At 69.1% G+C, this 11,295-nt stretch carries 16 protein-coding genes; 12 read left to right on the forward strand and 4 right to left on the reverse strand.

From position 1 onward, the window contains the following. Window positions 1–4 precede the first annotated feature (4 nt). The 12 genes from folE to ACLQ2O_RS06445 all read left to right on the forward strand — a co-directional run bounded on the left by folE (window position 5) and on the right by ACLQ2O_RS06445 (window position 7,074). On the forward strand, window positions 5–577 hold the full coding sequence (folE, locus tag ACLQ2O_RS06390) for a GTP cyclohydrolase I FolE (RefSeq protein WP_425828168.1): 573 nt from the start codon (window positions 5–7) through the stop codon (window positions 575–577). 53 nt (window positions 578–630) lie between these two features. Then, entirely contained in the window at window positions 631–873 is a 243-nt protein-coding gene (locus ACLQ2O_RS06395) for a type II toxin-antitoxin system Phd/YefM family antitoxin (protein ID WP_077018912.1), read from the forward strand. Next, window positions 870–1,130 carry a Txe/YoeB family addiction module toxin gene (locus ACLQ2O_RS06400; RefSeq protein ID WP_425828170.1) on the forward strand — a complete coding sequence of 87 codons (261 nt, stop codon included), beginning with the start codon at window positions 870–872 and terminating at the stop codon, window positions 1,128–1,130. Before ACLQ2O_RS06395 ends, ACLQ2O_RS06400 begins: the two co-directional genes overlap by 4 nt. A gap of 187 nt (window positions 1,131–1,317) precedes the next feature. After that, window positions 1,318–2,460 carry a S1 family peptidase gene (locus tag ACLQ2O_RS06405; protein WP_425828172.1) on the forward strand — a complete coding sequence of 381 codons (1,143 nt, stop codon included), beginning with the start codon at window positions 1,318–1,320 and terminating at the stop codon, window positions 2,458–2,460. Between the two features lie 142 nt (window positions 2,461–2,602). After that, window positions 2,603–3,400, forward strand: a complete 798-nt coding sequence (gene folP / locus ACLQ2O_RS06410; protein ID WP_425829083.1) for a dihydropteroate synthase — start codon at window positions 2,603–2,605, stop codon at window positions 3,398–3,400. Continuing rightward, window positions 3,397–3,909: a nuclear transport factor 2 family protein gene (locus tag ACLQ2O_RS06415; protein ID WP_425828174.1), complete on the forward strand. Its 513-nt coding sequence runs from the start codon at window positions 3,397–3,399 to the stop codon at window positions 3,907–3,909. Before folP ends, ACLQ2O_RS06415 begins: the two co-directional genes overlap by 4 nt. Continuing rightward, the gene (gene folB, locus ACLQ2O_RS06420; RefSeq protein WP_425828176.1) at window positions 3,906–4,295 is read left to right on the forward strand and encodes a dihydroneopterin aldolase; all 390 of its coding nucleotides are present in this window, start codon (window positions 3,906–3,908) and stop codon (window positions 4,293–4,295) included. The genes ACLQ2O_RS06415 and folB overlap by 4 nt, the downstream gene beginning before the upstream one ends. Further along, window positions 4,292–4,858, forward strand: coding sequence for a 2-amino-4-hydroxy-6-hydroxymethyldihydropteridine diphosphokinase (folK, locus tag ACLQ2O_RS06425; RefSeq protein ID WP_425828178.1), 567 nt, complete (start codon window positions 4,292–4,294; stop codon window positions 4,856–4,858). The genes folB and folK overlap by 4 nt, the downstream gene beginning before the upstream one ends. Before the next feature lie 2 nt (window positions 4,859–4,860). Further along, window positions 4,861–5,373, forward strand: coding sequence for a DUF3180 domain-containing protein (locus ACLQ2O_RS06430; RefSeq protein ID WP_425828180.1), 513 nt, complete (start codon window positions 4,861–4,863; stop codon window positions 5,371–5,373). Between the two features lie 11 nt (window positions 5,374–5,384). Next, complete coding sequence (locus ACLQ2O_RS06435) at window positions 5,385–5,825, forward strand: hypothetical protein (RefSeq protein WP_425828182.1); 441 nt, start codon at window positions 5,385–5,387, stop codon at window positions 5,823–5,825. 86 nt (window positions 5,826–5,911) lie between these two features. Beyond that, window positions 5,912–6,244, forward strand: coding sequence for a putative quinol monooxygenase (locus ACLQ2O_RS06440; protein WP_425828184.1), 333 nt, complete (start codon window positions 5,912–5,914; stop codon window positions 6,242–6,244). A gap of 35 nt (window positions 6,245–6,279) precedes the next feature. Next, window positions 6,280–7,074 (forward strand): inositol monophosphatase family protein, encoded by a 795-nt coding sequence (locus ACLQ2O_RS06445; protein WP_425828186.1) that lies wholly within the window; start codon window positions 6,280–6,282, stop codon window positions 7,072–7,074. A 90-nt stretch (window positions 7,075–7,164) separates the two neighbouring features. On the opposite strand, the gene ACLQ2O_RS06450 is transcribed toward ACLQ2O_RS06445, so the two are convergent. From ACLQ2O_RS06450 to ACLQ2O_RS06465, 4 genes are all read right to left on the reverse strand, one after another. Then, window positions 7,165–8,052 carry a hypothetical protein gene (locus tag ACLQ2O_RS06450; protein ID WP_425828188.1) on the reverse strand — a complete coding sequence of 296 codons (888 nt, stop codon included), beginning with the start codon at window positions 8,050–8,052 and terminating at the stop codon, window positions 7,165–7,167. Then, entirely contained in the window at window positions 8,052–8,948 is an 897-nt protein-coding gene (locus tag ACLQ2O_RS06455; RefSeq protein WP_425828190.1) for a hypothetical protein, read from the reverse strand. The genes ACLQ2O_RS06450 and ACLQ2O_RS06455 overlap by 1 nt, the downstream gene beginning before the upstream one ends. Further along, a complete protein-coding gene (locus ACLQ2O_RS06460) occupies window positions 8,948–9,832 on the reverse strand; it encodes a hypothetical protein (RefSeq protein WP_425828192.1) in 885 nt (294 codons plus the stop codon). The genes ACLQ2O_RS06455 and ACLQ2O_RS06460 overlap by 1 nt, the downstream gene beginning before the upstream one ends. Before the next feature lie 235 nt (window positions 9,833–10,067). Then, window positions 10,068–11,273, reverse strand: coding sequence for an NADH-quinone oxidoreductase subunit D (locus ACLQ2O_RS06465; RefSeq protein ID WP_425828194.1), 1,206 nt, complete (start codon window positions 11,271–11,273; stop codon window positions 10,068–10,070). Window positions 11,274–11,295: the final 22 nt, after the last annotated feature.

Raw genomic sequence — 11,295 nt, forward strand, 5'->3', positions numbered from 1 at the left:
TCCGATGACCTCACCGACGTTCGACCACGAGCGGGCCGAACGGGCGGTCCGCGAGCTGCTGATCGCCATCGGTGAGGACCCGGAACGCGAAGGACTGAAGGAGACCCCGGCCCGGGTGGCCCGCTCGTACGCGGAGATCACCGCCGGGCTGGGGCTCACCGCGTCGGACGTGCTGACCACGACGTTCGACCTGGGCCACGACGAGATGATCCTGGTCAAGGACATCGAGGTGTGGTCGATGTGCGAGCACCACCTGGTCCCGTTCACCGGGGTCGCGCACGTCGGCTACATCCCCGGCCCCCACGGCAAGATCACCGGCCTGTCCAAACTGGCCCGCCTGGTCGACGTGTACGCCAAACGCCCCCAGGTGCAGGAACGCCTGACCACGCAGGTCGCGGAGTCGCTGGTGGAGATCCTCAAGCCCCGCGGCGTGATCGTCGTCATCGAGTGCGAGCACCTGTGCATGACCATGCGCGGCGTCCGCAAGCCGGGCGCCAAGACGATCACGTCCGCCGTACGAGGTCAGCTCCGCAATCCTTCCACCCGCGCGGAAGCAATGAGCCTGATCGTCGGCTGAGCACTGGCAGCAGTAGTACCATTTCTTGTACCACTGCTATCCGGAGGTGAAGTATGGCGATCACGGCATCAGCTGCCCGGCGCGACCTCTTTCCGCTGATCGAGCAGGTGAACGAGGACCACACTCCGGTGGAGATCACCTCAAAGGCCGGAGATGCCGTCCTGCTGTCGATGGACGACTATCGCGCGCTCGAGGAGACAGCTCACCTGCTGCGAGTGCCGGCCAACGCCCGCCGGCTGCTGGAGAGCCTGGCTCAGGCCCAGCGTGGTGAACGGGAAGAGCACGAACTGACGTGAGACTCGTCTTCACCCCGAACGGCTGGGATGACTACAAGTACTGGCAGCAAGCGGATCGGCAGCAGGTCGAACGGATCAACAAGCTGATCGACGACGCGCTCCGCGACCCGCAGAGCGGTATCGGCAAGCCGGAACCGCTGAAGCACATGCTGCAAGGCGCATGGTCCCGTCGGATCGATTCCGAGCATCGGCTGGTCTACCTGGTCGACGGCGACGATCTGGTGATCCTGCAAGCCCGGTTCGACTACGGGAAATGAGCAGGTCGTCGAACGGGCTCTCGGGCGCACCGAGGGCCCGTTCGCATGTTGGGGGACGCGGTGGCATAGCCCCAACGGGTCCGGATCGTTGAGAAATCAGAGGCTGGTTCCCCATGGACTTTCCGTGGTCGAACGCATACGTTCCGTAGTGGCGGTCCGATCGGGGGCGCCTCGTGAGGAGGAACGTATGTCAGGGCGTTGCCGGGTCGGCGCCGCGGTGGCTGGGATCGTCGCTCTCACGGCGGCGGGACTGATCGCGGCGAACGGTGCGCAGGCGGAATCCCGCGCGGGACAGGCGGGCACGGTCGAGTCGCAGGACGCCGACGTGCTGCAGCAGCAGGGGATCCTCAAGGCTGCAGCGATGGAGACCCAGTTCGGGTCCCGGATCGTCGGCAGCTACCTGGACGACGCGGGGGAGTTGGTGGTCTCCGTCTCCGACGAAGCGACCGCCGAGCTCGTCCGGGCGGCCGGGGCGGTGCCGCGGCTGGTCAAGTTCACCGCGACCGAGCTGCAGTCGGTCCAGCGCGACCTCGACAAGCTTGCCGTGGGCTCGACCGCCGGCAAGGTGAAGTCCTGGTACGTCGACCCGATCAGCGGCACCGTCGTCGTCAGCGTCCCGGACGGCGCCAAGGACCTGCGCACCCAGCGCTTCCTGCGCCGCGCCGAGGCCAACGGCGACCGCGTCACGATCAACAGGTCGCCCGGCACGATCACGCCGACCGCCGACGACTTCGGCCTGCGTGGCGGCGTACAGGTCGACAAGAACACCGGCTACACCTGCTCGCTCGGCTTCAACGCCCGCGCGGCGGACGGCAGCCGCATCTTCCTGACCGCCGGGCACTGTACGGCGGGCAAGCCGTCCTTCTCACGCAACGGCTACGTGCTCGGCGAGACCCGCAGCTCCAGCTACCCCGGCAACGACTTCGGCACCGTCAAGGTGATCGACGGCTGGGACCTGCGCGGCGAGGTCGAGCGCTGGAACGACAGCGACATCCGGATCCAGGGCTCGGCGAACCCGACCGTCGGCGCCTCGGTCTGCAAGTCCGGCAAGACCACCCAATGGTCCTGCGGCCGCGTGGTCGCCAAGAACGTGACCGTCAACTACGGCGACAACAAGATCGTCAAGGGCCTGTACCAGCACACGGCCTGCGTCCGGACCGGCGACTCCGGCGGGCCCAACCTGACCGGCGCCTACGCGCTCGGCATCACCAGCGGCGCGGCCCTGATCCGCGGCGAGTGCCTGCAGAAGAGCGGCCGGTCCAACGAGTCCTACTCACAACCGATCGGTGAGGCGTTGTCCGCAAGTAACGCCTCATTGGTACTGGGCTAGCGACCCCCGGCAGGCGCTCGGGAGTTGATGGGGGCCTGGTACCTAGGTGGGGCAGTTCGATCGGGACCACTACGGTGGTCCAGTGCGAACTGCCCCACCGAGTCATGTTGAGGGACTGCCCACACCGGACCGTGCGCTGGTGATGGGCGTCGTCAACGTGACCCCCGACTCGTTCTCCGACGGCGGCGAGTGGTTCGAGCCCGCCGCCGCGATCAAGCACGGGCGCGAGCTGATGGCCGAGGGCGCCGACCTGCTGGACGTCGGCGGTGAGTCGACCCGGCCCGGCGCGCAGCGGCCCGAGCCGGCCGAGGAGATCCGCCGGGTGCTGCCGGTGATCGAGGCGCTGGCCGCCGACGGCGCGCTGATCTCGATCGACACGATGCGCGCCGACGTCGCCGCCCTGGCGCTGGACGCCGGCGCGGTGATGGTCAACGACGTGTCCGGCGGCCTGGCCGACCCCGGCATGCTCCCGCTCGTCGCCGACCGTGGGACGCCGTACGTCTGCATGCATTGGCGTGGTCACTCCGCCGACATGCAGGACCGGGCCCGGTACGACGACGTGGTGGCCGAGGTGATCGCCGAGCTCGCGGTCCGGCTGGAGGCGATCGCCGCCGCCGGGGTCGACCTGGCGAAGGTCGCGCTCGACCCCGGACTGGGGTTCGCGAAGAACGCGGACCACAACTGGGAGGTGCTGCGGCGGCTGCGCGAGTTCGGCGTACTGGAACGTCCGTTGCTGATCGGTGCGTCCCGCAAGGCGTTCCTCGGTAGGCTGCTCGCCGACGAGCAGACCGGCGAGCCCAGGCCCGCCGTACGACGAGACGACGCGAGCGCGGCTGTTTCCGCCCTGGCCGCCGCGAGTGGGGCCTGGTGCGTCCGGGCACATTCGGTGGCACCGAGCGCGGACGCGGTCCGGGTGGCGAGCAGGTGGGGAGCTGTATGACCGAGGAACAGCCGAACCAGGAGCACCAGCCGGGAGCCCCGGAGACGTCCGGTACGCCGGAGCAGCGCGCGGGTGCGCGCGGCCCGTCGCCCGAGACCGGGGTGCTGACCGCGAACACGGCGTTCTACAACGCGTTCGAGGCCGGCGACCTGGACCTGATGGCGGCCGTCTGGCTGCCCGAGCCCGACCCGGTCTGCATCCACCCGGGCAACGCGGCGATCTCCGGGTACTCCGAGATGATGCGCGCCTGGGCGATGATCTTCGCGAACACGCCGTACATCCAGTTCTTCCTGACCGACGTCCAGGTCCGGGTCGACAACGACGTGGCGTACGTCACGTGCACGGAGAACGTGCTGTCGTCCGGCGAAGGGGCGCCCGAAGAGGGCTTCGCGGGTGGCAAGGCGCTCGCGACCAACGTGTTCCGCAAGACTTCGTCCGGCTGGCGGTTGTGGATCCACCACGCCTCCCCGGTACTGTCGTCTGGGGGTCGATCGGAGGAGGCGCAATGAGCGGTCCCGCGGTGCCCCCTGACGTGATCGAGATCCGCGGCATCCGGGGCTTCGGCCGGCACGGTGTGTTCACCCACGAGCGCGCCGACGGGCAGGAGTTCGTCGTCGACGTCCGGCTCGAGCTCGACACCCGCGCGGCGGCCGCCTCGGACGACCTGGCCGACACCGTGAACTACGGCGTGGTCGCCGAGCAGGTGCACGCGGCGATCGAGAACGACCCGGTCGACCTGATCGAGACCCTGGCCGAGCGGATCGCGACGATCTGCCTGGCCGACCCGCGCGTCACCGGGACCGCGGTGACGATCCACAAACCCTCGGCGCCGATCACCGTGCCGTTCGACGATGTTGTCCTGACCGTGCAGCGCAAACCCGGAGAAACCCCGTGACTGAGACCCCTAGTCCCCACGTCATCGACGCGGATACCCTCAGCGGCGGCCTGAAGCCGATCCGCCAGGTGATCCTGTCGCTCGGCAGCAACCTCGGCGACCGTGAGGCGAACCTGCAGGGCGCCGTCGACGCGCTGCGGGACACCCCGGACGTCGTCGTCGTCGATGTCTCGCCGGTCTACGAGACCCAGCCGATCGGCGGGCCCGACGAGTCCGGCCCGTACCTGAACATCGTGTTGCTGGCCGACACCACGCTGGCCGTCGAGACGCTGCTGGACCGCGCGCACGCGGTCGAGCAGGCCTTCGGCCGCGAGCGCAGCGTGCCGGGCGCGCCGCGGACGCTGGACGTCGACCTGATCACGTACGGCAAGAAGACGATCGAGTCCGACGAGCTGACCGTTCCGCACCCGCGGGCGCACGAGCGGGCGTTCGTGCTCGCGCCGTGGCTGGACATCGAGCCGGACGCCGAGCTGCCGGGCCTCGGTCCGGTCTCCGACCTCCTGGCGAAGGTCGGAACGGCGGGCGTGACCAAGCTCGACGACCCGACCATCGAGCTGCAGTAGTGGTGTCTGGCAGTCCCGGGCCGGGCCGCGCGCCCGGCCAGGAGCCGCCGCGTCCGGGCTCGGTCCGGCCGACGGCTCGTCGGTTGCTGGTGGCGATCGCCGTCCTCGGGGCGGCGATCGGCTTCACCCTGGTCAAGGCGATCGAGTCCGGGGGCGGGATCGCGCCGACCGTGTCGTGGCTCACGCTGGTCGCCTGGGCGTTCCTGGCCGCGCTGCTGTTCGTTGCCGCCCGCAACACCCATCAGCGGGTCCAGATCCGGCGGATGCGGATCGAGCCGTCGCGTGCGGTGTTCCTGCTGATGCTCGGAAAAGCCAGCGCGTTCGTCGGCGCGTTGTGCACCGGTGTTTACGCAGGGTTCGCGTTATCCTTCCTGAACGCGGTGGGTTCCAGCGGGCCGCGGAACCGGGTGATCACAGCGGGTGTCGCGGCGATCGTCTCAGTGCTGGTCGTCACGGCCGGATTGTTGCTCGAACGTGCGTGTCGTGTTCCCGAAGACCCCGACGAGACCCCCTAACATGTCGGTCCATGGGGTCAAGGGGTAGCCGCCGTCGAACCAGGACCACAGTTCTCACCGCCGCCAACAGTCTGCTGATCGTCGTCTGCCTGGCCGTCAGCATCGCGTTGTTCGCCCAGAACGCGTGGATCCTGCGCGCCGCGGCCGTCGCCGCCGTACTGGTCGCGATCGGTGCTTCGCTGCTGATCCGCCACCAGCTGCTGGTCGAGCGTCTCGCGCACAGCGACGAACGCGCACAGGTCGCGCAGGAGTACTCGAGGATCACCAGCGCGCGCGTCGTCGAGAACGCCGAGTTCGTCGATCTGATGCAGCGCCGCCTGGACAAGATCGACCGGCGCCTCGACAAGATCGACGAGGAGGTCGCCACGGTCGTGGCCGCCGGCGACAAGCACTCCCAGGCCGATGCCCCCACCGTCGTAGACCTCAAACTCCGCGGCCTCGCCGCTTCCTGACCGGCGTCCGTCGGCCTGATCTACCGGGTTGATCCGACGAGCTGATTAGGTGGACCTGTCGTGGTCAGCCTGATCCGGAGGTCGTCGTGAGCATCTTGGTGCGGGTCGAGTTCGTGGTGATGGACGGGCGCGAGGGGGAGCTCCTGGAGTTGGTGCGGGCCCTGCAAGGGCGGGTGGCCGAGGAGCCGGGGACTCTGCGGTACGACTGGTTTCAGGGGCCGGGGTACGTCGTGGTGCTCGAGGAGTACGCCGACTCGGCGGCGGTGGTTGCGCATCAGGAGCATGTGGGCGACCTGCTGGCCAAGGTTTTCGCGGTGGCGGAGATGACGGTGCTGCAGGTGCACGGGGACGTGGACGCGGCACTGCGGGAGGTGCTCGACGGGATGCCGGTGGGGCAGGTGTTTTCGCCGCTCGGTTAGGTTGCTGGGGCTGACCTACTGCTGAGGAGACGCCTGTGAGTGACCTGTCCCGACTGCTGGAGATTGCTGAAGGGGCGGTGGCGGTTGCTGCTGATCTCGTGGAGTCGCGGGAGCCTGGGGCTCTGCACTTCAAAGGGGATCGGGACATGGCTTCCGATACCGATATCGCGGTCGAGCAGGCGGTGCGGGCGCACCTGGCGAAGGTGACGCCGCAGATCGCGTTCCTGGGGGAGGAAGAGGGCGCTCACCCGGGCGAAGGGGAGTTGTCGTGGGTGCTCGACCCGATCGACGGGACCGTGAACTACGTGCACGGCGTACCGCTGTGGGGGATCTCGCTCGGGCTCGTCGACGGCAACCGGCAGGTGGCCGGCGTACTGGACTTCCCGATGCTCGGCACGCGCTACCTGGCCGCGGACGGACTCGGTGCCACGCGGAACGGCGATCCGATTCAGGTCAGCAAGACGACCGAGCTGTCCGAGGCGTTGGTCATGGCCGGGGACTTCGCGGTCGGTGCCGACGCCGCTGAGAAGAACCGGCCCCGGCTCGCCCTGGTCAACCTGCTGGTGCCTCGCGTTCAACGGGTTCGGATGCTCGGTACGGCGGCCCTGCACATGGCGTTGGTCTCCGACGGCAGCCTCGACGCCGCGATCATGTTCAGCAACAAGCCGTGGGACACGAGCGCCGGCGCCGTCATCGCGCGCGAGGCGGGCGCGGTCGTGGTGGACGTCGACGGTTCGCCCCACGACGTCGCCTCGCGCGCGACCATCGTGCTCGCGCCGGGGGTTGCCGACGAGCTTCTCCCGCTGATCCAGCAGGCCGTCAGCGGCTGAACGGAGGACGTGCCGACGACCTCGGAGGATCGGTCGTCGGCACGTCGGGTGAGCGGACGAGCCGGACCGTGGCCCGGCACAGGGGCCCGGTTACTGCCCGTAGGCCTTCGCGGTCCAGCCGAGCTGGCCGAGCGACGCGCCCTTCATGTCCGTCGCGACGCCGTCCTTGCTGTTGGCATCGAAGTGCACCGATCCCCGCCCGTCGGCCGTGATGGCGAGCAACGGCCGGCCGTTCGGGTGCTCGGCGCAGAAGCCGGTGCTGAGGCTGGTGAACGACCCCCAGCCGCTCGTCCGCAGCGTCGTGCCGGAGATCTTCGTCGGGGTCGCGCGATTGATCTTCCACTCGCGGAGCTCACCGTTGGCCTTCGTACCGATCAGCACGTCCACCGTGCTCGCTCCCGAACCGCGCGTCCCCTCGTACGTCAGGGTCTTGACGCTCTCCCAGCCGGTGGTGAGCTTCACCGGGGCCGAGTACGTGAACTCTCCGTCGACGTACTTCTCCTGGTACCGGTACAGCACCCCACCCGCCAGGCGGAACAAGTACGGCGACCCCGAAGCGAGCACGCGCGTCCCGGCGAACCCGCTCTTGAGCCGCGCGGCCGTCGACGTCACCGACCACGTGCCGTCGTCCTGCAGGTGCCCCTCGCGGCTCACCTTGTACAACCAACCATCAGTCGGGTGCGCGGCGACCTCGGTACTGCGAAAGACGGTGTCGTCACCGGACGCACCGATCTGCTGATGCGCCGACGGCACCCAGCCGAGCGTGTCGTTGCCGTACGCCTTGGTGCTGGTCTGACCGGCCGAGTACCCGTACGACAGCCGCTGCCCGTCGGACCGGTACGCCGCGGTGTTGACGCTGCAGTCGGCGGGAACGTCCCCGACCGCGGCATCCGCCGATCGGGCGAGCCCGGCCATGCCGAGCCCGGTCGCGCCGAGAGCCAGGGCTGCCGCGCCGGCGAGGATGGGTTTGCGGTTCATCAGTAGGCCTTCTCTGTCCAGTTGAGGTCGCCGAGGGTGCCGCCCTTGATGTCGGCGCCGTTGCCGTCGGTGAAGTTGGCGTCGAAGTGGACCGAGGCCCGGCCGGCCGCGGTGATCCCGAGCAGGGGACGGCCGTTGGGCTTCGAGGGGCAGCCGCCCGCGTTCAGGCTGGTGAAGATCTCCCACCCGCTGGGGCGCAGGATCTTCGAGGTGATCGTTGCCGGGGTCGCGTGGTCGACCCGGTACTCGCGGAGCTGCCCGTTGGTCTTGGTGCCCAGGAGTACGTGGACCGGGGCGTCGGCCGTTCCACCAGTACGCCGGAGTTTCAGGGTGTTGACCGTGTTCCAGTCGCTGCCGGGCAGCTTCACCGGGGTCGTGATCGTGGGCAGCCCGTCCTTCGAGCCGAGCTTGAAGCGGTAGAGCGAGTTGCCCGCGAGGCGGAAGAAGTACGGGTACTTGCCGCCGGCGAGGGCTCGGGTCCCGCTGAAGCCCGGCGCGATCCGGGTGGTGGTCAGCTCCGTGACTTGCCAGGCGCCGTCGATCAGCCGGCCGACGCGGTGCACGCGGTACAACCAGCCGTCGGTCGGGTGCGTGGCGAGGTCGATGCTCTCGAACGAGTCCTCGCCTCCGCCCCCGGTGGCTCCTGTGAAGGCTGTCGGTACCCAGCCAAGGTTGTCGCCGGGGAGTGCCTCGGTGCTGGTCTGCTGGGCGGAGTACTCGTAGGTGAGCCGCTGCCCGTCCGATCGGTAGGCCGTGGTGAAGACCGAGCAGTCTGCTGGTACGTCGCCGAGTGCCGCGGACGCGGGCTGGGCGGTGCCGACGACTCCGGTCACGGCGAGGCCGGTCGCGACGAGAACCAGTGCTGCCGTGCCGGCGAGGAGGGATCTGCGCTTCATCAGTAGGCCTTCTCTGTCCAGTTGAGGTCGCCGAGGGTGCCGCCCTTGATGTCGGCTCCGTCGCCGTCGGTGGAGTTGGCGTCGAAGTAGACCGAGGCGCTGCCCTCGGCGGTGATGCCGAGCAGGGGATCGCCGTCGGGGTGCGTGGCGCAGAAGCCGCTGGTGCTCAGGCTGGTGAAGGTCTCCCAGCCGCTCGGGCTCAGCACCTTCGAAGTGATGGTGGCCGGGCTCGCTTCGTCGATCTGGTACTCGACGAGCTGACCGTTGGTCTTGGTACCCAGGAGGACGTGGATCGGCGCTTCGGGCGTTCCGCCGGTCCGTCGCTCCAGCAGGGTGGTGACGGTGTCCCAGTCGTCGCCGGGCAGCTTCTCCGGGGTCGAGATCGTGGGCGGCTTGTCGGCGGTGTAGACCACCTTGAAGCGGTACAGCGAGTTGCCCGCGATGCGGTAGTAGTAGGGGAACCGCCCGCTGGTGAGAAGCCGGGTCCCGGCGAACCCCGGCGCAAGGCGCTTGGTGCTCTGCTGGACGACCATCTCCACGCCGTCGACCACCTTGACCCAACGAGTCAGCAGGTAGAGGTACCCGTCAGTCGGATGGGTGACCAGGTTCTGGCTCATGTAGTTGTCGTCACTGCCGGACTCGGCGCCACCCGCGAGTGCTGTCGGTACCCAGCCGAGCCGGTCACCATCGATCGCTGCGGTGCTGGTCTTCCGGTCGCCGTACTTGTAGCTGAGCCGCTGCCCGTCCGACCGGTAGGCCGTGGCAAAGACCGAGCAGTCCGCCGGTACGTCGCCGAGCGCCGCGGAGGCGGGCTGGGCGGTACCGGCGAGGCCGGCCGCGGCGGCCGCGAGGGCTGTCGCGGTGGCCGCGATGGATCTGAGCATCTGGGGGAGTCCTCCGGGAACGACGGCCGGCGTCAGTTGCCTTGTGCAACGGATCGCAGGCTGCGGCCCGAGCGTAGGAGCCGGCGTCGACTCGGCGCTGCCCGTACCTCGCCCGTACCTGACGTGGCCGTACGCCGGCGGCTCAGCCTGATGTCAGAGGCTGACCGGACGAACCTCACCCGTGCAGTGCGCGTGCCGCGGATGCCTGAGGGTGTTCGAGGCGTGGTGGACCCGGCTACTTGTCGATGTCGCCGACGACGAAGAACATGCTGCCGAGGATGGCGATCATGTCGGCGACGATCGTGTTCGGCAGCATCTCCGGCAGGACCGAGATGTTGTTGAAGCTGGCCGAGCGGAGCTTCAGGCGCCAGGGGGTCTTGTCGCCGCGGGAGACGAGGTAGTAGCCGTTGATGCCGAGCGGGTTCTCGGTCCAGGTGTAGGTCTGGCCCTCGGGGACCTTGAGGATCTTGGGGAGCCGGACGTTGACCGGGCCGGCGGGCATCGAGGCGAGCTTGTCGAGGCAGGCGTCGACGAGGTCGAGGGACACCTTGACCTGCTCCAGCAGCAGCGCGAAGCGTGCGAAGCAGTCGCCGTCGGAGCGGGTGACGACGCGGAGCACGCCGTCGCGCAGGAGCTCGTCGTACGCGAGGTAGGGCTCGTCGCGCCGCAGGTCGGCGTCGACGCCGGAGGCGCGGGCGATCGGGCCGCTGACGCCGTACGCCGCGATCAGTTCGGGGGACAGCCGGCCGACGCCGACGGTCCGGGCGCGGAAGATCTCGTTGCCCAGGACAAGGTTCTCGATGTCGGGCAGGCGGCCGCGGACGGCCTTCGAGGCGGCCGAGGCGCGGCCGAGCCAGCCGTACGGGAGGTCTTCCTTGAGCCCGCCGACGCGGTTGAACATGTAGTGCATCCGGCCGCCGGACAGTTCCTCGAGCACGGACTGGATGGTCTCGCGCTCGCGGAAGGCGTAGAAGACCGGCGTGATCGCGCCGAGCTCGAGCGGGTAGGAGCCGAGGAACATCAGGTGGTTCAGGATCCGGTTCAGCTCGGCGAGCAGCGTCCGCAGCCAGACCGCGCGGACCGGGACCTCGAGGCCCATCATCCGTTCGACGCCCATCACGACGCCGAGCTCGTTGGAGAACGCCGACAGCCAGTCGTGCCGGTTCGCGAGCACGATGATCTGCCGGTAGTCGCGCACCTCGAACAGCTTCTCGGCGCCGCGGTGCATGTAGCCGATGATCGGCTCGCAGCCGACGATCCGTTCGCCGTCCAGGGTCAGCCGCAGCCGCAGGACGCCGTGCGTGGCGGGGTGCTGCGGGCCGATGTTGAGCACCATGTCGGTGGTCGGCAGCTGGGACCCGCTGCCGGTGCCTCCGCGCTCGTACGCCGGATCGAACCCGGCGGCTCCGGCGCCGATTCCCACGACAGATTCCGCACTCATGCCCCCTATCGTGACAGGCTTA

Origin of the sequence: Kribbella sp. DT2 (assembly GCF_049844575.1) — a bacterium.
Taxonomy (GTDB): domain Bacteria; phylum Actinomycetota; class Actinomycetes; order Propionibacteriales; family Kribbellaceae; genus Kribbella.